This window comes from Achromobacter kerstersii (assembly GCF_902859595.1).
GTDB classification, from domain to species: domain Bacteria; phylum Pseudomonadota; class Gammaproteobacteria; order Burkholderiales; family Burkholderiaceae_B; genus Achromobacter; species Achromobacter kerstersii.
Genome location: NZ_CADIJQ010000010.1, coordinates 89370 through 114395, shown reverse-complemented (window position 1 = coordinate 114395; position 25026 = coordinate 89370). Strand labels below are relative to the sequence as shown.

General features: G+C 64.5%; 23 protein-coding genes. 18 read left to right on the top strand and 5 right to left on the bottom strand.

Going from position 1 to position 25026, the window contains the following annotated elements:
* Position 1 precedes the first annotated feature (1 nt).
* Positions 2-796 (top strand): ABC transporter ATP-binding protein, encoded by a 795-nt coding sequence (locus HV765_RS24775; protein WP_054426446.1) that lies wholly within the window; start codon positions 2-4, stop codon positions 794-796.
* Between the two features lie 58 nt (positions 797-854).
* On the opposite strand, the gene HV765_RS24770 is transcribed toward HV765_RS24775, so the two are convergent.
* From HV765_RS24770 to HV765_RS24760, 3 genes are all read right to left on the bottom strand, one after another.
* Complete coding sequence (locus HV765_RS24770) at positions 855-2102, bottom strand: NAD(P)/FAD-dependent oxidoreductase (protein WP_175171330.1); 1248 nt, start codon at positions 2100-2102, stop codon at positions 855-857.
* A 62-nt stretch (positions 2103-2164) separates the two neighbouring features.
* Positions 2165-3850, bottom strand: a complete 1686-nt coding sequence (locus tag HV765_RS24765) for an NAD(P)-binding protein (protein ID WP_175171329.1) — start codon at positions 3848-3850, stop codon at positions 2165-2167.
* A complete protein-coding gene (locus tag HV765_RS24760; protein WP_175171328.1) occupies positions 3850-5361 on the bottom strand; it encodes a polyamine aminopropyltransferase in 1512 nt (503 codons plus the stop codon). The genes HV765_RS24765 and HV765_RS24760 overlap by 1 nt, the downstream gene beginning before the upstream one ends.
* An 89-nt stretch (positions 5362-5450) precedes the next feature.
* Between HV765_RS24760 and HV765_RS24755 the strand changes: the two genes are divergently transcribed.
* From HV765_RS24755 to HV765_RS24745, 3 genes are read left to right on the top strand one after another with little or no spacing between them, the layout of a single operon-like run.
* On the top strand, positions 5451-5837 hold the full coding sequence (locus tag HV765_RS24755) for a DUF350 domain-containing protein (RefSeq protein ID WP_054426731.1): 387 nt from the start codon (positions 5451-5453) through the stop codon (positions 5835-5837).
* A 42-nt stretch (positions 5838-5879) separates the two neighbouring features.
* The gene (locus HV765_RS24750; protein ID WP_175171327.1) at positions 5880-6923 is read left to right on the top strand and encodes an SPFH domain-containing protein; all 1044 of its coding nucleotides are present in this window, start codon (positions 5880-5882) and stop codon (positions 6921-6923) included.
* Positions 6924-6929: 6 nt separating this feature from the next.
* Positions 6930-8399: a DUF4178 domain-containing protein gene (locus tag HV765_RS24745; protein ID WP_175171326.1), complete on the top strand. Its 1470-nt coding sequence runs from the start codon at positions 6930-6932 to the stop codon at positions 8397-8399.
* Between the two features lie 27 nt (positions 8400-8426).
* Here HV765_RS24745 and HV765_RS24740 read toward each other — a convergent pair whose 3' ends face one another.
* Positions 8427-8579: a hypothetical protein gene (locus HV765_RS24740; RefSeq protein WP_175171325.1), complete on the bottom strand. Its 153-nt coding sequence runs from the start codon at positions 8577-8579 to the stop codon at positions 8427-8429.
* On the opposite strand from HV765_RS24740, the gene speD reads away from it, so the two are divergent.
* The 4 genes from speD (at position 8568) to HV765_RS24720 (ending at position 11198) form a co-directional block, all read left to right on the top strand.
* Positions 8568-8918: an adenosylmethionine decarboxylase gene (gene speD / locus HV765_RS24735; RefSeq protein ID WP_054426434.1), complete on the top strand. Its 351-nt coding sequence runs from the start codon at positions 8568-8570 to the stop codon at positions 8916-8918. The two genes, HV765_RS24740 and speD, sit on opposite strands and share 12 nt — an antisense overlap.
* A gap of 118 nt (positions 8919-9036) precedes the next feature.
* Entirely contained in the window at positions 9037-9807 is a 771-nt protein-coding gene (gene modA, locus HV765_RS24730) for a molybdate ABC transporter substrate-binding protein (protein ID WP_175171324.1), read from the top strand.
* Positions 9808-9828: 21 nt separating this feature from the next.
* Positions 9829-10515: a molybdate ABC transporter permease subunit gene (gene modB, locus HV765_RS24725; RefSeq protein WP_054426430.1), complete on the top strand. Its 687-nt coding sequence runs from the start codon at positions 9829-9831 to the stop codon at positions 10513-10515.
* Positions 10512-11198 (top strand): ATP-binding cassette domain-containing protein, encoded by a 687-nt coding sequence (locus HV765_RS24720; RefSeq protein ID WP_054426428.1) that lies wholly within the window; start codon positions 10512-10514, stop codon positions 11196-11198. The genes modB and HV765_RS24720 overlap by 4 nt, the downstream gene beginning before the upstream one ends.
* Before the next feature lie 84 nt (positions 11199-11282).
* Here HV765_RS24720 and HV765_RS24715 read toward each other — a convergent pair whose 3' ends face one another.
* On the bottom strand, positions 11283-12077 hold the full coding sequence (locus HV765_RS24715) for a TOBE domain-containing protein (protein WP_054426426.1): 795 nt from the start codon (positions 12075-12077) through the stop codon (positions 11283-11285).
* 141 nt (positions 12078-12218) lie between these two features.
* Here HV765_RS24715 and HV765_RS24710 point away from each other — a divergent pair, with 141 nt between their 5' ends.
* The 10 genes from HV765_RS24710 to uvrC all read left to right on the top strand — a co-directional run bounded on the left by HV765_RS24710 (position 12219) and on the right by uvrC (position 25021).
* Complete coding sequence (locus tag HV765_RS24710; RefSeq protein WP_054426424.1) at positions 12219-12824, top strand: DUF4136 domain-containing protein; 606 nt, start codon at positions 12219-12221, stop codon at positions 12822-12824.
* 14 nt (positions 12825-12838) lie between these two features.
* Positions 12839-14032 carry a DUF3734 domain-containing protein gene (locus HV765_RS24705; RefSeq protein WP_175171323.1) on the top strand — a complete coding sequence of 398 codons (1194 nt, stop codon included), beginning with the start codon at positions 12839-12841 and terminating at the stop codon, positions 14030-14032.
* A gap of 184 nt (positions 14033-14216) precedes the next feature.
* Positions 14217-14687 (top strand): helix-turn-helix domain-containing protein, encoded by a 471-nt coding sequence (locus tag HV765_RS24700; RefSeq protein ID WP_420840153.1) that lies wholly within the window; start codon positions 14217-14219, stop codon positions 14685-14687.
* 122 nt (positions 14688-14809) lie between these two features.
* On the top strand, positions 14810-16069 hold the full coding sequence (locus HV765_RS24695) for an efflux RND transporter periplasmic adaptor subunit (protein WP_175171322.1): 1260 nt from the start codon (positions 14810-14812) through the stop codon (positions 16067-16069).
* A gap of 65 nt (positions 16070-16134) precedes the next feature.
* Positions 16135-19371, top strand: a complete 3237-nt coding sequence (locus HV765_RS24690) for an efflux RND transporter permease subunit (protein WP_175171321.1) — start codon at positions 16135-16137, stop codon at positions 19369-19371.
* A complete protein-coding gene (locus HV765_RS24685; RefSeq protein WP_175171320.1) occupies positions 19368-20885 on the top strand; it encodes an efflux transporter outer membrane subunit in 1518 nt (505 codons plus the stop codon). The genes HV765_RS24690 and HV765_RS24685 overlap by 4 nt, the downstream gene beginning before the upstream one ends.
* Positions 20882-21622 (top strand): pyridoxine 5'-phosphate synthase, encoded by a 741-nt coding sequence (locus HV765_RS24680; protein ID WP_054426415.1) that lies wholly within the window; start codon positions 20882-20884, stop codon positions 21620-21622. The genes HV765_RS24685 and HV765_RS24680 overlap by 4 nt, the downstream gene beginning before the upstream one ends.
* 63 nt (positions 21623-21685) lie before the next feature.
* Positions 21686-22117: a holo-ACP synthase gene (gene acpS, locus HV765_RS24675; RefSeq protein WP_175171319.1), complete on the top strand. Its 432-nt coding sequence runs from the start codon at positions 21686-21688 to the stop codon at positions 22115-22117.
* A 53-nt stretch (positions 22118-22170) separates the two neighbouring features.
* Positions 22171-23229, top strand: coding sequence for a beta-N-acetylhexosaminidase (gene nagZ / locus HV765_RS24670; protein ID WP_054426413.1), 1059 nt, complete (start codon positions 22171-22173; stop codon positions 23227-23229).
* On the top strand, positions 23192-25021 hold the full coding sequence (gene uvrC / locus HV765_RS24665) for an excinuclease ABC subunit UvrC (protein ID WP_054426410.1): 1830 nt from the start codon (positions 23192-23194) through the stop codon (positions 25019-25021). The genes nagZ and uvrC overlap by 38 nt, the downstream gene beginning before the upstream one ends.
* Positions 25022-25026 lie beyond the last annotated feature (5 nt).

Sequence of the window (25026 nt, the reverse complement as noted above, 5' to 3'; positions counted from 1 at the left end):
TATGTTGTCCGCACAAGATCTGAAAATTACCTTCAACGCGGGTACGCCAATCGAAACCCGCGCGCTGCGCGGCCTGTCGCTGGAAATTCCGTCGGGCCAGTTCGTGACCGTGATTGGTTCCAACGGCGCGGGCAAGTCCACGTTCCTGAACGCCGTGTCGGGCGACCTGCCGATTGATTCCGGCCGCATCGACATCAATGGCGTGGACGTCACGCGTCAGCCCGTGTGGGCGCGCGCCGGCCGTGTGGCTCGCGTGTTCCAGGACCCCATGGCCGGCACCTGCGAAGACCTGACCATTGAAGAAAACATGGCGCTGGCGCAGATGCGCGGCGTGCGGCGCGGCTTTGGCCGCGCGGTGAAGGCGTCAATGAAAGACGGCTTCCGCGAACGTCTGGCCACCTTGGGCCTGGGCCTGGAAAACCGGCTGACCGACCGCATTGGCCTGTTGTCCGGCGGCCAGCGTCAGGCAGTGAGTTTGCTGATGGCCGCCTTGCAGCCGTCGCGCATCCTGCTGCTGGACGAGCACACGGCGGCCTTGGACCCGCGCACGGCGGACTTCGTGTTGCAGCTGACGGCGCGCATTGTCGCCGAAAACCAGTTGACGACGATGATGGTCACGCACAGCATGCGTCAGGCGCTGGACGTGGGCGACCGCACGGTCATGCTGCATCAGGGCCAGGTGGTGCTGGACGTGTCGGGCGACGAGCGCCGCGGCATGGACGTGCCTGACCTGCTGCAAATGTTTGAACGCGTGCGCGGTGAAAAGCTGTCGGACGACGCGTTGCTGCTGGGTTGAATCGGCCCCGGGCTGACCGGCTTTACGCCGGCAGCCCGCGCCAAGTTCGAAGCGCAATTTACAAAAAGCGGCCGGGCCGGAACGCGTGGTGCAAGGCCGTAGCACGGCCATCGATCATCAACTCCGCCAGCAGTTTCGCCGTGCCGGGCGCGGTGCTGAAGCCGATGTGCTGATGCCCCAGCGCCAGCCACAGGCCGGGATGTTTGGGCGCTTCGCCAATCATTGGGCGGCTGTCGGGCAGAGTGGGGCGGCGGCCCAGCCAGGCGGATGCATCCAGCCGTTCGCCTAACGGAAAGGCTTCGCGCGCACGCGATTCCGCCAGCTCCAGCTGCGCCGGCCGTGGGGCGGCGTCGCACGCATCCAGTTCGACGCCGGTGGTCAAGCGCAGCCCGCGCGCCATCGGCGACAACACATAACCGCCACCCGTGTCATACACCGGCCGGCTGACACGCGCGCCGTCCGCGCCGCGGTAATGCATGTGATAGCCGCGTTCAAACGCCATGGGCAAGTCGATGCCCGTGGTTTTCAGCAGCGCCTTGGACCACGGGCCCAGCGCCACCACCACCTGATCCGCGGATAGCGATTCCGAGTCTTGCGCGCCTTGCACCGTCCAGCGCTGGCCGTCGCGGCGCACGCCGGTGGCGGTCATGCGCTTGAGCGTGCCGCCCGCTTGAAGGAACAGGTCAGCATACGCGGCCACAACTGCATGCGGATCATCCACCGAATACGAACCTTGAATCCACAAGGCGCGATGGAAGATGGGCGCCAGCGCGGGTTCCATCTGGGCAAGCTCGGCGGGGCTGAGCGTCTGAGTGGGCACCTGGTATTGCGCAAAGGTCTTGCGCGCCAGCTCGCTGCCATTCCACGCAGCCTCGCTGCGGTACAGGAACACCCAGCCCGTATCGCGCAAGCGATCGCGCGCGCCCGCTTCGTCCAGCAGTTTCAGGTGTTCAGGGGCCGACAGCCGGATCAGCCCGTCCAGCGCGTTGACGGTTTCGCGGAAGACGGCGGGCCGGGCGTTCAGCAGGAAGCGCGTCGCCCAGCCCAGATGCTTTGCCAGGAACGCGGGGTGATAACGGAATTGGACGGTATCGTTTTTCAGCAGCCGGGGCAGTTGCGACCACAGGCCCGGGTGGTTGAACGGCATCAGCGAGCTGCGCGCCAGCACGCCCGCGTTTCCCATTGACGTCTCCATGCCCGGTTCCCGCTTGTCGACCAAGGTGACCGTGGCGCCACGGCGCAACAATTCCAATGCGCAGCAGACACCGACGATGCCCGCGCCCAGAACAATGACGTGCTTTCCCATGATTTTTTATTCGAAGCGTCAAGGCCGGGGATTGTATTGCAGTCCTTCCTTGGGATGCACCGTTAGCTGGCCGGCTTTTGCCCCAGGATGCGGCCCGCCGCCACCACGCCCCACCACGACGCTTCTTCAAACACGGAATAGCCCGACAGGTCCGCATGCGCGAACAGCACCGGGCCATCTACCTCGCGCAGCGCGGCCAAGCCCGCGTTGGACAAATAACCGCACAGCGGCGAGGCCATGGCGTGGCCGCGCACGGTGATGTCCAATTGCCGCGCGTTGCGCCAGAACTCGCTGCCGTAGGCGGCGACAAGATCTGCGGCCGCCTCGTCGCGCAAGGCTTCGGGGCTTGCCGTGGTGAGCCATCGCCGTGCGGCTTGTGGCGTTTGCCCGCTTAGCGCGTGATACGCGGTGAACACCGTGCGGGGCGAACGCGCAACGCGCAGCAGCTGATGCGTGGACACCACGTAGCCCAGCGCCCGGCCTTGGTAGACGACGTTGTCCCAAGACAGCGGTTCGCCGGGCGCTTCCAGCGGATAGCCTTCCAAGACGAAGTTGGACACCAGCCACGGCGCGTGCGATGACGTGTGTACGGCCGGGTCGTAACCGTAGGCGCGGATGTCGGGCAGGATGCGCTGCGCGACGAACAAGGGCATGGCGCAGACGGTGCGCCGGGTTTGCAGCGTGTAGGCGGCGGTGGCGGCTTGGGTGCCATTCATGCCCGTCATACCTGGCATACCCGTCGTGTCCGCCATACCCGTGATGCACGTCACGCGCGGGCCGGCGGCCGTCTCGTCCACGCGCACCGCCGTACCCGGAATCAGCCAGCGGTTGTGTCCCAGCTTCTGGGTGATGGCGTCGCGCATGCGGGCGGCCAGCACGGCCAGCCCGCCCGGCCACGTCAGCACTGCGCCTTCGCCGGCGTTGGCGGCGTGGCCGTCGCGGCTGGCGAAGTAGTGCAGGCCGGCCCAGGCCGAGACCACGTCGTATTGCGCGCCGTAATCGTCGCGGCAGCAGTAGTTCAGATACCAGTGCAGCGCGGGCGACGTATAGCCCTCGCGCGCCAGCCATTGTTTGAAGGTGATGGCGTCCAGCGCGCGCCACGCCGGGTCTTGCGATGACAGCACAAGCGGAATGCAGAACACCTTGCGGCCATCGTTGCCGACCTGCGTGTGCAGCCGGTCGATCAGCGCCAGAAAGCGGTGATGCTGCGCCACGTCTTCGTCCGGCAGCCCGGTCATGGGCAGCAGGCCTTCTTCCCAACGCCCGTTGCGCAGCAGCCGTTCTTGCGGCGAATGGACGAGCAGGGCTTCGTCGTAAGTCGGGTGCACGTCACCCGCGCCGCGTTCGATGATGCCGAAGTCGGACAGCATCTCGCGCACATGGGTAGACGCCATCGAGGGCAGCGGCAGGTAATGCGCGCCCAGCGGGTAGTCCAGTTCATCGCGCTTGCCTGCCGCCGCATTGCCTGCGAATTCCGGGCCTTGCACCACCACGAAATCGGTAAAGCCCTCGCGCGCAAGCTTCCACGCGCATGACAGGCCGGCCACCCCCGCGCCCAGGATGGCGACGTTGTGCTGATAGTGGGCGGACGGCGCGGGCAACGCTGCGCCATCGCGCAAGGCGTGTCCGGCTTGCATGCCCGGGTAGTGAACGCTGGGCGGGGTCTCGACGATGCGCGACCGATACCAGCCCGCGGTGCCGGCGGCCGCGGCCGTGGCTGCGCCCAGCAGAAAGCTGCGGCGGCGCATCAGCGGATAACCTTGCGCCAGTCCTCGTCGAAATAGCGCACGAGCGACTGCTCATTCAAGCGGTTGGGCGGCATCGCCAGCGCCGGCATGTCGGCGGGGAAGTGGAACAGTTCGCGCGTGGTGGCCGGGTCGAGATAGCGCGTTGGCACGGTGATCTTGTCAGGCGGTGTGTAGTCGCGCCGCTTGCTGGCCAGAATGAAACCCCAGTCGCCAAACGATGGCACATAGGTGTGGTACGGCCAGGTGTTCAGGCCCGCTTCCTTCAACGTGGCGTCCACGCTCCAGAACGAGCGCGGCGCGAAGTAGGGCGACGTCGACTGGATCACCATATAGCCGTTTTCGGCCAGATGGCGCGCCATCAGATGGTAGACCGGCACCGAGTACAGCCGGCCTAGCCCGAAGTTGGACGGGTCGGGAAAGTCCACCACGATGAAGTCATAGACCTCGGCATGCGTTTCCAGCCAGCGGCCGGCGTCGTCGTTGATGACGGTAACGCGCGGGTCTTTGAGCGAGCCCTGGTTCAACGCCACCAGCGGCTCCGAGCGCGAGAACAAGCCCGTCATCGCCGGGTCCAGATCCACCAGCGTCACGTGTTCGATGTTCTTGTATTTGAGGATTTCGCGCACCGCCAGCCCGTCGCCGCCGCCCAGCACCAGCACGTTGCGCGCCCAGGGCAGCGTCTGCAAACCCGGATGCACCAGCGACTCGTGATAACGATGTTCGTCGCGCGACGAGAATTGCAGGTTGTTGTTGATGTACAGGCGCAGGTCGTCATGCCAGCGCGTCACCACCAGCCGCTGATACGGCGTGGTTTCGGCGTGGACCACATCGTCGCCATACAGGCCCTTTTCAGCCCAGGCCGTCATCGCGGTGGAATAGATGAAGCCCAGCGCCAGAAAGCCGATCACCACGCAGGCGCGGATGGCTTTTTCGCCGGGCCGGCGGACCTCGGCGCGAAACAGCCACGTCGTCCACAGTGCGACGCTGGCGTTCAGGATGCCGAACAGAAAGCTCGTGCGCAGCAGGCCCAGCTTGGGGGCGAGCAGCAGCGGGAAGATCAGGGAGACGGCCAGCGCGCCCAGGTAGTCAAAGGTCAGCACGCGGCTGACTATCTCGCGGAATTCGGCCTTGCGCTGGTTGAACACGCGCATCACCAGCGGGATCTCCATGCCGACCATCAGGCCGATGACGAAGACGCCCACATACAAGGCCGCGCGAAAGGGGGCGGACAGCCAGGCGAAAACCAGGAACAAGACGGCGGCGGACACGCCGCCCAACAACGCAACAAGCAGTTCGACGTCGATGAACCGATTCAAAACGTCTTCGTCTTTTACATATTTTGACAACCACGAACCGATGCCCATGGCGAACAAATAGCAGCCGATGACGGACGAGAACTGAAGGATGGAATCCCCCAGTAAATAGCTGGCCAGCGCGCTGCTGATGAGCTCATAGCCCAAACCGCAGGAAGCAACGATCAATACCGATAGGATGAGAACGCGGTCGCGCATGGGGTGTCCGGAGCGAAAAATGCGTTCGCAGTATATCGAACGCCGCGTATATACTGCGCGCAATTAGGAGGGTGGCAATGGGAGAAGCGATGCATCCGGCGGTGACCTATCTGATCTATATCGTCTCGGCGCTTGTCATGCTGGGTGTTTTCACCGCGGTCTACACCGCCGTGACCCGCTACAAAGAATTCGACCTGATCCGCGAAGGCAACATCGCAGCGGTGCTGTCCTACGGCGGCGCGCTGGTCGGTTTCAGCTTCACGCTGTGCTCCAGTATTGCCGTGCACGCCAGCTTTGTGATGTTCCTGGTGTGGGGCGCCGCCGCCATGGTGGTGCAGATCGTGGTGTATGTCGTGATCGCCCAGGCCATACGCGGCATGAACGAGGCCATCGAACAAAACAATATCGCCATGGGCGGCCTGATCGGTTCGATCTCGCTGGCCGCAGGCGTCGTCAACGCCGCCTGCCTGACCTGACGGCCGGCGCGCGTCATCCGATCTGACACGGGAGAACTTGCCATGAGTCTCGGTTCATTTATTCGCAAGCAGTTTATTGACATCCTGCAATGGAACGAGGATCGCGACGGCGTGCTCGCCTGGCGCCATCCGATGCAGGATTTCGAAATCCAGTACGGCGCCAGCCTGACCGTGCGGGAATCGCAAATGGCGGTGTTCGTCAACGAAGGCAAGGTGGCCGATGTGTTCGGCCCCGGCATGTACAAGCTGACGACGCAGACGCTGCCGATCCTGACGTACCTGAAGAACTGGGACAAGCTGTTCGAGTCGCCCTTCAAGTCGGACGTGATCTTCTTCAGCACGCGCCTGCAACTGGGCCGGCGCTGGGGCACGGCGCAGCCGGTGACGCTGCGCGACAGCGAATTCGGCATGGTGCGCCTGCGCGCATTCGGCGTGTATTCGTATCAGATTTCCGACCCGGCCAAGTTCTATCGCGAAATCAGCGGCACGCGTGATGAATACACCGTGGACGACCTGGAAGCGCAGCTGCGCAACATGGTGGTCGCCGCGATGACGACGGCGCTGGGCGGCTCCAAGGTGCCGTTCCTGGATATCGCGGGTAACCAGGGGCTGATGTCGCAAAGCATCAGCGAGCAGCTGGCCCCGGTGTTCGACCGTTATGGCGTGAAGCTCGACAACTTCACCGTTGAAAACGTGTCCCTGCCCGAAGAGCTGCAAAAGGCGCTGGACACGCGGATTTCGATGGGTATGGCGGGCGATCTGGGCAAGTTCACCCAGTACCAGACTGCGACGTCGATTCCGCTGGCGGCGCAGAACGAAGGCGGCATTGCCGGCATCGGCGCGGGCCTGGCGGCCGGCGCCGCGCTGGGCCAGACGATGGCCGCGGGGTTGGGCGTGGGGCAGGGCCAGCCGCAACAGCCACAGCAACAACCGCCGCAGCCCGCGCAGCAAGCCGCGCCCGCTGCGACCGGCGCCGACCCGGTCGCGCGCCTGCAACAGCTGAAGGACTTGCTGGACAAAGGGCTGATCACCGCCGCTGACTACGATTCGGCCAAGGCCGAAGTGCTGAAGAAACTTACCAGCTAAGGACTTATGCAGCAGGTTCTGTGTCCGCAGTGCGGCGCCCCGGTCAAGTTCACGTCCACCGCATCCGTCATGGCGGTTTGCGGCGCTTGCCGCAGCACCTTGTTGAAGGATGCCGAATCGGTCAAGCGCATTGGCGAGATGGCCGATGTGCTGGAAGACTATTCGCCCTTGTGCCTGGGCGCGACGGGCAAGTTCGACAGCAAGCGTTTTGACGTCATCGGCCGCATCCAGCTGCGCTTTGACGAGGGCTTCTGGAACGAGTGGTACGTGTGGTTCGAAGATGGCTCCGACGGCTGGTTGTCGGACGCGTCGGGCCAGTACGCCGTCACGCGCCGCCGCAAGGTCAAGTCCTTGCAAGGCATGCCGGCGTTTACCGACATTTCGCCAGGCGACGAGCTCAAGCTGGATGGCCAGCGCTTTGTCGCCGCCGATGTCCGCACGGCGCAGGCGGGTGGTGCGCAGGGCGAACTGCCGTTTGTGCCGGGCGATGGCTGGGAAGCAAAGGTGGCGGACTACCGCAGCCTGGACGCGTTTCTCACGCTGGATTTTTCCGACGCGCCCGAACCCGAACTCTATATCGGCAAAGCCTTCGACCTGTCCGCCATGCAGGCGGGGTCGCTGCGCACCAACGAGCAGGTCGAGGAAACCGCGGGCCGCTTCCGTGGACAGATCAAGGCGCTGGAGTGCCCCAACTGCGGCGCGCCGATCAGCTTCGTGGCGGCCATGGCCACCCACGTTGTCTGCCCGTCGTGCGCATCGGCGGTGGATTGCTCGGGCCCCACGGCCGAAGTCATCGCCAAGGGCCACAAGGTCAAGGCGATCACCACCACGCTGTCACTGGGCGCGGTGGCCAAGATCGACGGCGCCAGCTACACGCTGATCGGCCTGATGAAATGCGCGGACCCCGATCCCGACGAACCGTCTGACTGGATCGAGTATCTGCTGTTCAACCCGGCCAAAGGCTTTATCTGGCTGGTGGAAACCGACGAAGGCTGGGAACGCGTGCAGGTCTGCGACACCTGGCCCAGCCTGAATAACGCCACCAGCGTGCGCTGGCGGTCAAAGCTGTACCAGAAGCTGTACGACTACACCTCGCGGGTCGAGGTGCCGCTGGGCGCGTTCAACTGGCGCGTCAAGGCGGGCGACACCACGAAGATCACCGACTACAAGGCCGGCACGTTGAAGCTCACGCGTGAACTCGCGGCCAACGAACTCGGCTGGTCGGCGTCGGCGCCCATCGTCCCGGCGCAGTTGGCGGAGTGGTTTGGCGACGCGCAACTGGCCAAGCAGAAGTCGCTGCCTATGGGCGGCAAGCGCGGCGGCTACGGCAAATGGGCCTGGATCGCGACGATCGGCATGGTGTTCCTGAACATGAGCAATATCTTGAACGGCCGCTTTATTCCAGTCCTGATCGGGCTGGCGTTCCTGTGGTTCCCCGCCAAGCTGGCGGACAAGTTTTCCAGAAAGGACGACTAGGACGATGGGCAAGTTCCTTTATGCCGTCTATGCGGTGGTGGTGGTGCTGGCGGCCACGGGCGCCAGTTCGCCCGGCGCCCGTATCGTGAGCGGCGGCAGCAGCAGTAGCAGCAGCTGGGGCAGCAGCTCGTCCGGCAGTTCGGGCTGGTCATCGGGCGGATCGCACAAGTGACGGTGCATGCCACTCCGGGCCGCCACGTGCTGGCGGATTTTCGCGGCGTGCCTGCCACGCGGCTCACGGATGCCGCCGCGTTGGAAGCGCAATTGATCGGCGCGGCGCAGGCCGCCGGCGCGCATGTGCTGAGCGCGCATTTCCACCACTTTGGCGAAGGCGCGGGCGTGACGGGCGTGGTCATGCTGAGCGAATCCCATATCAGCATCCATTCCTGGCCCGAACACCAGTTCGCGGCGCTGGACATCTTCATGTGCGGCACGGCGCAGCCCGAGCTGGCGCTGGCCTGGCTGCAAGACGCGCTGGCGCCGGAATCGGTACACGTCACGACGGTCGCGCGCGGCTGATATTCCCCCATTTTTTGCCCGTTTGATCTGGCGCAATGGCCGGCGGGACGCAAATTGACGAGCGTTATATACCTCTATATATTTCGTTACCGATATGGCGATACCCGAGGAGAAGATCATGACCTGCAAACGCCCGCCGTTGGCCCTGTCCCTGGCGCTATCCCTGGCGCTGTCCACCCTGTGGGGCGCGAGCGCCCACGCGGGTGACCTGGTGGTGTCCGCCGCCGCCAGCCTGACCAACGCATTCAAGGAAGTGGCGCAAGGCTACGAGAAAGCGCATCCCGGCACCAAGGTCGTGCTGAATTTCGGCGCGTCCGACGTGCTGCTGCAGCAGATCGTGAAGGGCGCGCCCGCCGATGTGTTCGCTTCGGCCGACCAGAAAGCGATGGACAAGGCCGTGGAAGAAAAGGCCGTCAAGCCTGCTTCGCGCGTGGACTTCGCCGCCAACCAGATTGTGCTGATCGTTCCCACGGACAGCAAGGCCAACATCACCGCGCTGAAAGACCTGACGCGCGACGACATCAAGCGCATCGCCTATGGCAACCCGGCCTCGGTGCCGGTGGGCCGTTACACCCAGGGCGCGCTTGAAGCCGCCGGGTTGTGGACGGCGGTGCAAGCCAAGAGCGTGCTGGCGCAGAACGTGCGCCAAAGCCTGGACTACGTGTCGCGCGGCGAAGTGGACGCGGGCTTTGTGTTCGCAACAGACGCCGCCGTCATGCCTGACAAGGTCAAGGTGGCGGTGCGCGTGCCGTCGCAAACGCCCGTGACGTATCCCATTGCCGTGACCACGCGTGAAGCCGCGGCGAAAGAAGCCGATAGCTTCGTCGCCTATGTGCTGTCGCCCGAAGGGCAGGCTATTCTGTCGCGCTACGGCTTTCAGAAGCCCTGATATTGCTGATGCGTTGAACTGATGACAGATCCGGTTTGGGTGCCGCTGCTGCTTTCGTTGAAGGTGGCGGGCTGGGCAACATTGTTGGCGACCGTGGCCGGTACCGCCGCGGCGTTCGGCTTGTCGCGATGGCGCTGGCCGGGGCGCGATCTGCTGGACGCCATCCTCACCCTGCCGCTGGTCTTGCCGCCCACCGTGTTGGGCTATTACCTGCTGGTCTTGCTGGGCCGGCGCGGCGTCATCGGTGAAACGCTGGCGGGCTGGGGCATTGAACTGGTGTTCACGTGGCAGGGCGCGGTGATCGCGGCATCCGTCGTGGCGTTTCCGCTGGTGTTCAAGTCGGCGCGCGCGGCGTTTGAAAACGTGGACCCGCAGCTTGAGAATGCGGCGCGGGTGTTGGGCGTGCGCGAAGCCGGCGTGTTCTTCCGTGTGACCTTACCGTTGGCGGCGCGCGGTATTGCGGCCGGCGTGCTGCTGGCGTTCGCCCGCGCCTTGGGCGAGTTCGGCGCCACGTTGATGATTGCGGGCAACTTGCCGGGCCGCACGCAGACCTTGTCGGTGGCCATCTACGAAGCCGTGCAGGCAGGCGACGATCACACCGCGAACCTGCTGGTGCTGGTCACGTCCGTCACCTGCGTCATCGTGTTGCTGGTGGCGGGCAAGCTTGTGCCTATCGGGGCGGGTCAACGCAACGGGGGCGGGCGATGAGCATCAACATCCAGGTCGCCAAGCGCATGGTGTCGGGCGACCGCCAATTTGAGCTGGACGTGGCCTTCACGTCGTCGTCCAAGCGCATCGCCTTGTTCGGGCCGTCGGGCGCGGGCAAGAGCCTGACCTTGCGCGCGGTGGCGGGGTTGCTGCGGCCGGACGCTGGCCGCATCGATATCAATGGGCGCGTGCTGTTCGATAGCCAGGCGGGCGTCAGCCTGCCAACGCAGTCGCGGCGCGTGGCCTATCTGTTTCAGGACTACGCGCTGTTTCCCCATCTGACGGTGGCGCAGAACATCGCGTTCGGCTTGCGGCGCGGCTGGCTCAACCCGCCCAGGCGCGGCGTGGCGCCAGAGGCCAAACGCTGGGTGGATGCGTTTGAGCTGGGCGCCATCATCGGCAGTTATCCCAACGAGATTTCGGGCGGGCAGAAGCAGCGCGTGGCGCTGGCGCGCGCGCTGACGTTGCAGCCCGACATCCTGCTGCTGGACGAGCCGTTTTCTGCGCTGGATTCACAACTGCGCGGCAAGATGCGCCAGGAACTGAATGCGCTGCAGCGGCAGCTGGACGTGCCGATGCTGCTGATCACGCATGACCCGGCGGATGTGGATGCCCTGGCCGATGAAGTGTTCGAAGTGCGCGACGGCAAGGTGCGCCGCCGTGCGGATGACCCGGGGGTTTGATCGGGCTTGATCCCGGGGGATGGATGCGGGTTGCGGATTGGGCGTTAGATCGGACGTCTGACCGGACCGCTGACGCGTTGCGCGTCAGTCCAGCACGCCCAGGATCACGCTGGACGCCTTGAAAATCGCCACGGCGGGTTCGCCTTCGGCCAGGCCCAGTTCCGTCGCGCTGTCGTTGGTGACAATCGCCACCATCGTCGCGCCGCCGTCCATGGCGATCAGGATTTCACTGTTGACGGCGCCCGGACGCACCGCGCTGATCTTGCCCAGCAACTGGTTGCGGGCCGACAGCCGCAGGCCCGGGCCCGGTGCGCCGACGATCACGTTGGACGCCTTCACCAGCGCAATCGCTTCCTTGCCCGGCTCCAGGCCCAATTCCGTCGTGCTTTCACGCGTGATGGTCGCGGTGACGGTATGGCCGCCCGCGATGCGCAACAGGATTTCGTCGTTGACGGCGCCCGTGCGGATCTCGATGACAGTGCCCAGAAATTTATTGCGCGCGCTGGTCTTCAGCATGAAACGCCTCATCAGGTCGATGTCGCCGCTGGCGTCCAGCCCTGCGCGCGTCAGGTTGTCCATGAACTTCCGGTGTTCGGCTTCCAACGCCCGAAAGGTGCCGATCAGGCGGCGCGCGCGGTCGGTCAGCTGCGTGCCGCCGCCGCCTTTGCCGCCTGCGGCCCGTACCACCAGCGGTTCACCCGCCAGATTGTTCATGGCGTCGATGGCGTCCCACGCGCCCTTGTAGCTCATGCCCACGGCGCGCGCAGCCGCCGTGATCGAGCCAGTGGCGTCGATCTGGGAGAGCAGGTCGATGCGGTTCTTTCCGCCCCAGGTCTGGGCGCCGGAACGAAACCAGATTGAGCCGTCGAGTTCCAACATGCTGGTTTGGGTCTGTGTCAGGGGGATGAATCAGCTGCGAGTGTAATGGACGGCAGGCGGGGGGATGCGAATGAGATTCTGTTGAAACTTTGCGGGCTTCGCGGCACTATGTCCAAGCCTTGAGCTCTCGGAGAAATCGACATGAAAGCGTTTCCAGCGTTGAAATGGTTGACGGCCGGTTCCATGACGGCATTGCTGGCGGCCTGCGCATCAGGCCCCACCGTGAAGGGCGATTACGATCACCAGGCGGATTTTGCCCAATACCGGACATTCGCTTTCATGAACCCGCTAGGCACGGACAAGGCGGGCTACAGCAGCCTCTTGACCGAGCGGCTCAAGGACGCCACGCGCGGCCAGATGGAGATGCGCGGTTATACGTACAGCGCCGCCAACCCGGATCTGCTCGTCAACTTCGGCGCCAAGCTCCAGCAAAAAACCCAAGTCACGCCGGCCGCGCCGCCGATGGGGCCTTACTATGGCTACCGCACGGGGTTCTACGGCGGCTGGCCCGGCTACGGCTGGGGCGACGACGTTTATCAATACACCGAAGGCACGCTGAATATCGACTTGGTCGATCCCCGGCGCAAGCAGCTGGTGTGGGAAGGCGTGGCCGTGGGTGAAGTGCAGAATCCCGATACCGCCAACACCTCGCAGAACGTGGACAAGGCGGTGGCGCAAATCTTCGCCAAGTATCCTTTCCGGGCCGGCGTCGCCGCGCCGCAAGTGCCGGACAAAAGCAAACCCTAGCCAGAGGTAGCCGAATGACCACTCGCCGCAAGGCCCCGTCCACCGATACCGGCGATACGCCTCCCTACGAAACCGTTGCCCTCGTCCTGCAAGGCGGGGGCGCGCTGGGGTCCTATCAGGCGGGGGTGTACCAAGGCTTGCACGAAGCGGGCATTCGGCCCAACTGGATTTCCGGCATTTCCATCGGGTCGATCAACGCGGCCATCATCGCGGGCTCGCCCGAAGACGAACGCGTTGAGCGGCTGCGGGGCTTCTGGGAAAGCATTTGCCGCCCGGCCGGTTTTGCCTCGGTGCCGTGGGGTGACACGCTGGCGGGCATGTTCGAAGGCATTCCCTTCGGCTTCGGCTCGCCGGCCATGAACGGCCAGCTGTCTGCCTTTCAGGCGCTATTTTCAGGGCAGCCGGGGTTTTTCAAACCGCGCTTCCCGCCTCCGTACTGGGCCAGCGGCCGGGGTGCGGCGTCCACCAGCTTTTACGACACCACGCCGCTTGCGGCCACGTTGCGCCAGTTCGTCGACTTCGATGTGCTCAATAGCGGCAAGGTGCGCGCAAGCTTCGGCGTGGTGAATGTGCGCAGTGGCAACTTCGCCTATTTCGACAGCCAGACCGATAAGCTGGGCCCCGAGCACATCATGGCTTCCGGCGCCTTGCCGCCGGGTTTTCCGTCGGTGGAGATCGAGGGAGAGCATTATTGGGACGGCGGTATCGTATCGAACACGCCGCTGGCGCAGGTGCTGACCAACGACAACATGCGCGACACCTTGGCGTTTCAGGTTGATTTATGGCCTGCGCGTGGCGGGCTGCCGACTTCGCTTGAAGAAGTGGCCGAGCGCCAAAAAGACATTCAGTATTCCAGCCGAACCCGCCTTGTCACGGATCAGCTGCGGCGGGTGCTGAAGTTGCGCCATGGCTTGCAGCGCCTGCTTGAGCGCCTGCCCGAGTCCGAGCGCAACGCGCCCGAGTTCGCCGACATCCGCAAGTTGTCGCATACGCCCGCCACCAACATCATCAACCTCATCTACGAATCCAAGCACCTGGAGCGTTACTCCAAGGACTACGAATTCGGCACCGAGGCCATGCGCGAGCACTGGGAATCCGGTTTGGCCGACATCCGCCAAACGCTGGCCAAGCCCGGCATTCTGGCGCGGCCCACCGAAAACAGCTGCTTTGTGACGCACGATATTCATCGCAACGGTACGCATAAGTAGGCAGGGTGGGCACAAACAGGCCGGGTCGCCACAAACAGATAGGGCGCGTAAGACTGGTCTGATAATTGGCTCATTCGGCAGCCAGAAGCCGTTCACACCGGTAGTCTTCAGGGACAAACAGCAACCTTGTTCCGGGTTCCGGCTGCCGCCACGCCAGGCGGGGCCGGCCCGATGGAGACCTGCCATGAATGTCCCTCACGCGCTTGCTCCTCACGCGCTCGCCCCTCACGCACCTACGCCTCACGCGCCTGCCGCTGATGCGCTTGCCCGCCTGGATCAACCCTCGCCACGCGGCGCGCGCCTGCCGCCGTCCATCACCGTCAATGCCCCTGCCACGCTTGCCTCCGACCGGGTCGACGGCTGGTGGAGCCTGATGTACCAAGGGTGGACGCTGCTGGCGCCCAGCGGCGCGCGTATCGACCTGACCGAAATTGAACGCGCGTGCTTTGTCTGCCTGCTGCAGAGCCCGCATCGCGAATTGCGCCGCGAAGCGTTGATGGCCGTGCGCCAGAGCACCAATATGCGCACGCTCAATGTGGCGATTTGCCGGCTACGCAGCAAAGTCCTGCAGACAGGCGCCCGTTTGCCGCTGCATACTGTGCACGGCGTGGGTTACGTGTTCCTGGGCAATCTCAGAGCGCTTCCCAACTGCTGAGGCTGTTACGGATTTGTCTCTCCCGCGCATCGTTGTACGGCTTGAAAATACGTGATTTCCCCAATAACTGAGTTACATTATTGGGCTATTCACGGGTCACTACGCTATGCGCGGGGGTTTCAATGCGGTTTTCGCCTAAACGTGTTTCAGGTCTGGCTGTTTCCGGTGGCGTCCTCGCGCTGATATTGGCAGGGTGCGGCGAAAAGCCACAGATGAATCCCGGCATGCCTCAAGTCAGCGTCATTACCGTGCAGCCCGAGCGCGCGCCCATCGTTTCTGAATTGCCCGGCCGCGTGGATGCCGTGCGTGATGCGCAGATCCGTTCGCGTGTTACCGGCATCGTTCAGAAAATCGCCTTCGAGCAAGGCGGTGACGTCAAAGAAAACCAACTGCTGTTCAAGATTGATCCGGCGCCCTACAAGGCAGCCTACGATCAAGCGACGGCGCAGTTGAAGCAGGCGCAGGCCAATCTGTTCAGCGCCAAGCTGCTGGCAGACCGCTATGCGCCGCTGGTCAAGGCCAACGCCGTCAGCAAGCAGGAATACGACAACGCCGTGGCCTCGTTCCGCCAGGCCGATGCCTCGGTGGCGGCCGCCAAGGCCAACCAGGACAACGCGGCCATCAACCTGGGCTACACCGATGTCACGTCGCCCATCACGGGCCGCATCGGCAAGCCGCTGGTCACCGAAGGCGCACTGGTGGAAGCCACGTCCGCCACGCAAATGGCTACCGTGCAGCAGCTGGACCCGGTCTATGTTGACTTCACGCAGTCCACTTCCGAATTGGCGACGCTGCGCCGCGCATTCGCCAGCGGCCAATTGCAGAAGGTGGGCAAAGACACCGCTCGCGCCACCGTTGTGCTGGAAGACGGCACGGAATACGAGCACGCCGGCAAGCTGCTGTTCACCGGCATCACCGTGGACCCGTCCACGGGCCAGGTGAACCTGCGCGCCGAAGTGCCCAACCCCGACGGCATCCTGCTGCCCGGCATGTACGTGCGCGTGCGGCTGGAGCAGGGCGTGGATGACAAGGCGCTGGTCGTGCCGCAGCAGGCGCTGCAACGCACGGCCGACGGCTCGCAAAGCCTGATGCTGGTGAAGGACAACAAGATTTCCCAGTTGCCCGTCACCACCGGCGGCGCCATCAAGAACAACTGGTTGATCACCAGCGGCCTGAAGGCAGGCGACGTTGTCGTGGTCGAAGGCTTCCAGAAAATCCGCCCAGGCGCGCCGGTGCAGGTCAGCCAATGGAACAAGAACGGAGCCCCCGCGAACGGCGCCCAGCCCGCGGCGCAACCCGGCGCCAAGCCGGCCGCGCCCGAGCAATCGCCCAAGCCTGCCGAACCTGCCCAGCAGGACAAGGCAGCAGGCCAGAAATCTTGAGCGGCACGCGGCGCAACCAGCGCCGCGTTCCCCTTTGGTGAGCATCGCTTTCAGAGTCAGCCCACATGCCGCAATTTTTCATTGATCGACCAATTTTCGCCTGGGTAGTTGCCCTGTTCATTCTGCTGGCGGGGGTGCTGGCCATCCCGAACATGCCGGTGGCGCAATACCCCGACGTGGCCCCGCCGGCGATCACGATTACCGCTACCTACCCTGGCGCATCGGCCAAGGAAGTGGCGGAATCGGTCACCAGTATCATCGAAGACAAGCTCAACGGGGCCAAGGGCCTGATCTACTACGAGTCGGTCAGCGATTCCTACGGCACCGCCACGATCACCGCCACCTTCGCCCCGGGCACCAACCCCGACTTGGCGCAGGTGGACGTGCAGAACCGCGTGTCCAACGTGATTGCGCAGTTGCCGGCGGCCGTGCAACAGCAGGGCCTGCAATACGAGCAGACCAGTACCGGCTTCCTGATGATCGTGACGTTGTCGTCCGAAGACGGCTCGCTGGATCAAACGGCATTGGCCGACTACATCACCCGCAACGTGCAGAACCCGGTCTCGCGTGTGGCCGGCGTGGGCCAGTTCCAGCTGTTCGCTGCGCCGCGCGCGATGCGCATCTGGGTCGATCCCGCCAAGCTGGTGGGCTTTAACCTGAGCATGTCCGAAGTCAACCAGGCGATCTCGGGCCAGAACGTGTTGATCTCTGGCGGCAGCATCGGTTCGCCGCCCAACCCGGAGTCGCAGCGCATCACCGCCACCGTCACGGCCAACGGCCAGTTGAGCACGGTGGAAGGCTTCGGCAAGATCGTCCTGCGCGCCAACACCGATGGTTCCAAGGTGCTGCTGCGCGACGTCGCCCGTATCGAAGTGGGCGCCGACAACTATCAATTCGGGGCCCGCCTGAACGGCAAGCCCACGGCCGCTTTCGCCATCGTGCTGTCGCCGGACGCCAACGCGTTGGCCACCGCCCAGGGCGTGCGCCAACAGATGGAAGAGCTGTCCAAGTACTTCCCGGGCAACATCCAGTACGCCATTCCCTACGACACCGCACCCTATGTGAAGGTGTCCATCGAGCAGGTGCTGCACACCCTGGCCGAAGCCATGGTGCTGGTGTTCCTGGTGATGTACCTGTTCCTGCAGAACGTACGCTACACGCTGATCCCGGCACTTGTCGTGCCGGTGGCCATGCTGGGTTCGTTTGCGGTGATGCTGGGGCTGGGCTTCTCGATCAACGTGCTGACCATGTTTGCGATGGTGCTGGCCATCGGGATTCTGGTGGACGACGCCATCGTGGTGGTTGAAAACGTTGAGCGGATCATGGCCACCGAAGGCTTACCGCCAAAAGAGGCCACCAAGAAAGCCATGCCGCAGATCAGCGGGGCCATCGTCGGCATCACGCTGGTGCTGGTGACGGTGTTCCTGCCGCTGGCCTTCATGAGCGGGTCGGTGGGCGTGATCTACCGTCAGTTCTCGGTGGCCATGGCCGTGTCGATCTTCTTCTCGGCCCTGCTGGCGCTGACCTTCACGCCGGCGTTGTGCGCCACCATTCTCAAGCCGGTGGCCAAGGGTCACCACGACGAGAAAAAGGGTTTCTTCGGTTGGTTCAACCGCAAGTTCGACGCCACCACCCACGGTTATCAGAACTGGGTATCGCGCATTCTGCACAAGGGCGGCCGCATGATGCTGGCCTTCCTGGTGCTGGTGCTGCTGCTGGGCTGGCTGTACCTGCGTCTGCCGTCGTCGTTCCTGCCCGAAGAAGACCAGGGCTACGTGATCAGCAACATCGAGCTGCCCACGGGCGCCAGCGCCAACCGTACGGTTGAGGTCATCGAACAGGTCGAGGAATACTTCCGCAACATTCCCGCGGTGGAAAACGTCATCGCCGTGCAGGGCTACAGCTTCAACGGTAACGGCCTGAACGCCGCTATTGCGTTCACCACGCTGAAAGACTTCAAAGACCGCAAGGAACGCCAGGACTCCGCCGGCGCCATCGCCTTCAATGCCTTCCAGAAGCAGTTGATGGGCATTCACGATGCGCAGGTGTTCACGCTGGTGCCGCCCGCCATTTCGTCCTTGGGTAACGCCACGGGCTTCGACCTGCGCTTGCAGGATCGCGGTGCGGCCGGCTCCGAGGCGCTGGCCGCGGCCACGGGCCAGTTGATGGGCGCGGCAATGAAGAGCCCGGTGCTGTCGCAAGTCCGCATCACCGGTCTGGCGGCGGGCACGCAACTGACGCTGAACATCGACCGCGACAAGGCAGCAGCCTTGGGGGTGGACTTCAACGAGGCGGCATCGCTGATCTCGACGGCGGTGGGCTCGGCCTACCTGAGCAAGTTCCCGAACATGGGCCGGATGCAGAACATCTGGGTCCAGGCCGATGCGCCGTACCGCATGCAGCTGTCTGACGTCTTGAAGCTGAACGCGCGCAACACGCAAGGCGGGATGGTGCCGCTGTCGACGTTCGTCACGGCCGATTGGGTGCAGGGTCCGGTGCAGGTGGTGCGCTACAACAGCTACGAGTCCATGCGTATCGGCGGCAGCGCCGCGGCGGGCTACACCACGGGCCAGGCCATGGAGGAAATGCAGAACCTCGTCGCGCAGTTGCCGCAAGGCTTCGGCTACGAGTGGACGGGGCTGTCGTATCAGGAACGCCAAGCGGGTAACCAGGCGCCCATCCTGATGGGCCTGTCGCTGCTGATCGTGTTCCTGGTGCTGGCCGCGCTGTATGAAAGCTGGGCCATCCCGATCTCGGTCATGCTGGTGGTGCCGCTGGGTATGTTGGGTGCGGTGGCCCTGGTCAGCGCGCTGGGCATGTCGAACGACGTGTACTTCCAGGTGGGCATGGTGACCGTGATCGGCTTGGCGGCCAAGAACGCCATTCTGATCGTGGAGTTCGCCAAGGATCAGTACGCGCGGGGCATGGGGCTATATGAATCTGCGGTGGAAGCCGCAAGGCTGCGGTTCCGGCCGATTCTGATGACGTCGCTGGCGTTCATTCTGGGCGTGGTGCCGTTGGCGATGGCCACGGGCGCAGGCGCCGCCAGCCAGCGCGCAGTGGGTCTGGGCGTGCTGGGCGGCATGTTGGCGGCAACCCCGTTCGCCGTCATCTTCGTGCCGACGTTCTTCGTCGTGGTGCTGGGCCTGTTCAAGACCCGCCCGCGTCTGCTGGGCGCTGAACTGAAGGCCTGGGAAGAAGAGCAGGCGGCCAAGAAGGCGGCTGGCGAACCCACCGCTGATTCGTCCCACGCTGCGCAAACTCCCGCACAACCCCACGGTGGCCCGGAGGGCAAGGCATGAAAGCCCTGATGATCAAACAGACCGCTTTGTCCGCCTTCGTGGCGGTGGCGTTGGCCGGCTGCTCGCTGGCGCCTGACTACAAGCGCCCCGATGCGCCGGTTACGGGCGCGTGGCCCGACCAGCCCAAGGTGCAGTACGGCGCGTACAACAACCCTTCAACGCTGGGCACGCAGCCATCGACGTCGGTGATGCCGCAAGACGGCACGCCCGCGGCCGACCTGGGCTGGCGCGAGTTCTTCCGCGATCCGCGCCTGCAAAGCCTGATCGCCTTGTCGCTTGAGAACAACCGCGACTTGCGCGTGGCCGTGCAGCGTGTCGAAGAGGCGCGTGCGCAGTACGGCGTGCAGCGCGGCGCGCAGTGGCCGAGCATCGGCGCCGGCATTCAGGGCCAGCGCCAGCACTTGCCCGCCAACATGCGGGCAGGCGGCCCCGATTCCAGTTCGATTTCCAGTTCCTATCAGGCCGGTATCGGCCTGACGACCTTCGAAATCGATCTGTTCGGCCGTTTGCGCAATTTGTCCGAAGCGGCGTATCAGCAGTATCTGTCGACCGAACAGGCGCAAAAGAGCGTGCAGATCACGCTGGTCGGTTCCGTGGCGCAGTCGTACTTCAACCTGCGCGCGGCCGAAGTGCAGCTGGACCTGACGCAGCGCACGCTGGCCTCGCGCCAGGAATCCTACAACCTCGTCAAGCGCCGTTTCGATGGCGGCGTGGCGTCGGAACTGGATTTGAACCAGTCGAAGTCGCTGCTGGATACGGCGTCGTCTGACCTGGCGCAATTGGCCCGCGCCCGTGCGCAGGCCATGAACGCGCTGGTGCTGCTGGTGGGAACGCCGTTGCCGGAAAACCTGCCCGAGCCCGCCACGTTCGGCCGCGACCAGTTGCTGGCGACGGTGCCTTCCGGCCTGCCGTCTGACCTGCTTGAGCGCCGGCCCGATATTCTGGCCGCAGAAAACCAGTTGAAGGCCGCCAACGCCAATATCGGCGCGGCGCGCGCGGCTTTCTTCCCGACGATTTCGCTGACCGGCCTGCTGGGCGTGGCCAGCCCGTCGCTGGGTGATCTGTTCAAGGGTGGCCAGGGGTACTGGAGCTTCTCGCCGTCGATCACGACGCCGCTGTTTGCGGGTGGCAGCATCCGCGAAGGGTTGAATCTGGCGAAGGCGCGCGACAACATCGCCGTGGCTCAATACGAGCAAACCATCCAGACGGCGTTCCGCGAAGTGTCGGACGCGCTGGCGGGCGAAGCCACGTATGGCGCGCAGCTTGATGCGCAGCGCGCGTTGCAGGATTCGTCTTCGCGCACGCTGGAACTGTCGAATCTGCGTTATACCAATGGCATCGACAGCTACCTGCAAGTGCAGACCGCTCAGGTAGACTTCTTCAATGCCCAGCTTTCGCTGGTGCAAACCGGTTTGGCCGCGCTGATCAACCGCGTGGAGCTCTACAAGGCGTTGGGCGGCGGCTGGGAAGAAACCACGAAAGAACCGACCAAAGTGACGACGACCGCTCAATGATAGAACTTGGTGTAAATATCGATCACGTTGCCACGTTGCGGCAACAACGCCATACGGTGTACCCGGACCCGGTGGCCGCCGCGCTGCGCGCGGAGGACGCCGGCGCCGACCTGATCACGCTGCATCTGCGTGAAGACCGCCGCCACATTCAAGACGCGGACGTTTACGCCATTCGTCCGCAGTTGCGCACGCGCATGAATCTGGAATGCGCCATCACGGCGGAAATGCTGGAAATTGCCTGCGCCGTCAAACCCAACGACGTCTGCCTGGTGCCTGAAAAGCGTACCGAGCTCACGACCGAGGGCGGCCTGGAAGTGGCGGGCGCCATGGGGCCGGTGACGGACGCCGTGGCCTTGCTGCGCGAAGCCGGTATTCGCGTGTCGTTGTTCATCGACGCGGACCCGGTGCAGATCGCCGCGGCGGCCAAGGCTGGCGCCACGGTCATCGAACTGCATACCGGCGCCTACGCCGAAGCCCAGGGCGACGCCGCCCAGGCCGAGTTGCAGCGCATCCGCCTGGCCGTCACCGAAGGCTTGCGCCATGGCCTGCGCGTGAACGCCGGACACGGCCTGCATGTGGGCAACGTATCGCCCATTGCCGCCATTGACGGTATTTCCGAGCTGAACATCGGCCACGCCATCGTGGCGCAGGCGGTGTTTGATGGCTGGGAAAAGGCGGTGCGCGACATGAAAGCGCTGATGGTGCAGGCCCGGCTGCAAGCGCTGCGCGGCCTGTGACGGCAGGCTGGATGATGAAACCCCGCGCCGCGTTTTTGGCGGCGTTGTTTTTGGTTGATGCCCATGTCTGACACGCCCAAGACCCCCGCGCCCGCTGGCGCCATCGCCGGCATCGGCATGGACTTGCTGCGCATCGACCGCATCGAGCGCGCATTGGAACGCCACGGCGACCGCTTCGCCGAAAAGATTTTAGGCGTGGAAGAGTTGCAGAAATTCCATGCGCGCCGCGCCCGCGACCCGGTGCGCGGCCTGCGCTTTCTGGCCACGCGCTTTGCCGCCAAAGAAGCCTTTTCCAAAGCGATCGGCCTGGGCATGCGCATGCCCATGACGTGGCGGCGCGTGCAAACGCTGAATGCGCCGGGCGGACGCCCGGTACTCGTCATCGCGCCCGAGCTGCTCGACTGGTACACGCAGCGTTTCGGCGCGGCGCATGTATCCATCACCGACGAATCCGACATGGCCGCCGCGTATGTGGTGGTCGAACGCAAGCCCTGAGCCTCCGCCTTGCGCGGTGCCGGCTTGCCATATCTAGACACAAGGACAGCCTCATGGCCAAGAAGAAATCCAAGGGTGGCCTGCCCCCCGGCCCCGTGATGGTCGACGTGGCGGGCTTCACGCTGACAAAAGAAGAGAAGACGCGCCTGCGCCATCCGCTGGTCGGCGGCGTGATTCTTTTCGCCCGCAATTTCGAAAGCCGCAAGCAGCTGACCAAGCTGACTCGCCAGATTCACAAAGCCCGCAAGGAACCGCTGCTGATCCTGGTGGATCACGAAGGCGGCCGCGTGCAGCGCTTCCGCGAAGACGGTTTCACTGCCTTGCCCGCGATGCGCGACCTGGGCGCGCTGTGGGACCGCGACCCCCTTCAGGCCATGCGCCTGGCGACCGAAGCCGGCTATGTGCTGGCCGCCGAGCTGCGCGCCTGCGGGGTGGACATGAGCTTCACGCCCGTGCTCGATCTGGATTACGGCGTCAGCAAAGTCATCGGCAATCGCGCCTTCCATTCCGACCCGCGCGTGGTGACGATGCTGTCGCGCGCCCTGGTTCAGGGTTTGGCGCTGGCCGGCATGTCGGCTTGCGGCAAGCACTTCCCGGGCCATGGTTTTGTGGGCGCGGATTCGCACCACGAAATCCCCGTGGACCCGCGCGGCCTGGACGACATCCTGAAGGACGACGCCGCGCCGTACGCCTGGCTGGGCGACGCCGTGCTGCCGTCCGTGATGCCCGCGCACGTGATCTACCCCAAGGTCGACAAGCATCCCGCCGGGTTCTCCAAGCGCTGGGTGCAGGACATTCTGCGCAAGCGCCTGGGCTATGACGGCGTGGTGTTCTCGGACGACCTGACGATGGAAGGCGCATCGGTTGCGGGCGACATCCTGGACCGCGCCAACGCCGCGCTGCGCGCCGGTTGCGATATGGTGCTGGTGTGCAACCGCCCCGATCTGGCCGACGATCTGCTGTCGCGCCTGAAGTTCGACCATGCTCCCGAATCGGTTGAACGCATCCGCCGCCTCATGCCGCGTTTCGATGCGCCCGACTGGGACACCTTGCAGGCTGAAAGCCGCTATCAGAATGCCCGACGACTTCAATCTCAAATCGTTCCTGGCTGATCTGCCGCATCTTCCAGGTGTCTACCGGCACCTGGATGCGGCCGGTGAAGTCATGTATGTCGGCAAGGCGCGCGACCTGAAGAAGCGCGTCTCGTCGTATTTCCAGAAGAACCTAGCCAGCCCCCGTATCGCCCAGATGGTGTCGAAGGTGGCGCGGCTGGAGGTCACCGTCACGCGCTCGGAAGCCGAAGCGCTGATCCTGGAAAACAACCTCATCAAGAGCCTGAAGCCGCGCTACAACATCCTGTTTCGCGACGACAAGTCTTATCCCTACCTGCTGATCACCGGCCACGAATGGCCGCGCATCGCCTACTACCGGGGCGCAACGAACAAGCGCGGCCAGTATTTCGGCCCGTTTCCCAACGCCTGGGCGGTGCGCGAAACCATCCAGATCCTGCAAAAGGTCTTCCGGCTGCGCACCTGTGAAGACACCGTCTTCGCCAACCGCTCGCGGCCCTGTCTGCTACATCAGATCGGGCGTTGCTCGGCGCCGTGCGTGGGCGCCATCGAGGCCGCCGAGTACGAACGCGACGTGCAGCGCGCCGTGCGCTTTCTGAATGGCGAGGCCAAGGAAGTCATGGGCGAAATCGAAGCCCGCATGCAGCAGGCGGCGGGTGAACTCCGCTTTGAAGAAGCCGCGGCGCTGCGAGACCAGATGGGATCGCTGGCGCGCGTGCTGCATCAGCAGACCATGGAGAACACCAGCGGCGAAGACACCGACATCATTGCCGTGGCGGTGGCGGGCGGCAAAGTCTGCGTCAACCTGGCGATGGTGCGCGGCGGCCGCCACTTGGGCGACAAGCCCTTCTTTCCGACGCACGCCGAGGGCGAGGCCGCGCCGCAAGTGCTGGAAGCCTTCGTGGCGCAGCATTACACCGACAACGCCATGCCGCCCGTGCTGGTCTGTTCCCACGCCTTGCCCGACCCTGACCTGATCGGTCTGCTGGTCGAACAGGCGGGTGGCCGCCCGTCGCGCTTGTTGACGCGTCCTCAGGGCGCGCGCCGGTCGTGGCTGGAACAGGCGGGCAAGAATGCCGAAATGGCGCTGGCCCGCGCCTTGACCGAATCGGGCGCCCGCGCCGGCCGCACCTTGGCGCTGGCCGAAGCGCTGGACCTGGATACCGATGAAGCCGCGCTGGACGCGTTGCGCATCGAATGTTTCGACATCAGCCATACGGCGGGCGAAGCGACGCAGGCATCCTGTGTGGTGTTCGAACACCACGACATGCAGCCATCCCTGTACCGCCGTTACAACATTGCGGGCATCACCCCGGGCGACGACTACGCCGCCATGCGCCAGGTGCTGACGCGCCGTTTCGCCAAGGTGGCGGATGGTGACGCGCCAATGCCGGGCCTGGTGCTGATCGATGGCGGCAAGGGCCAGGTCGAAGTGGCCCGCAAGGTGTTCGTGGAGTTGGGGTTGGACATCCAGACGCTGGTGGGCGTGGCCAAGGGAGAAGGGCGCAAGGTAGGCCTGGAAACGCTGGTGTTCGCCGACGAAAGGCCCCCGGTGGCGCTGGGCGGCGAGTCTGCCGCGCTGATGCTGATCGCCCAGGTGCGCGACGAAGCCCACCGTTTCGCCATCACCGGCATGCGAGCACGGCGCGCCAAGACGCGCAATGTGTCGCGGTTGGAGGAAATTGAAGGCGTGGGCGCGCGGCGGCGTCAACGTTTGTTGGCCCGTTTCGGCGGATTTTCGGGCGTGGCCTCGGCCAGCATCGAAGATCTGGCGTCGGTGGATGGCATTTCCCAGGATTTGGCCGAACGCATTTACGAGGCGCTGCGTGGGTAGCCCGA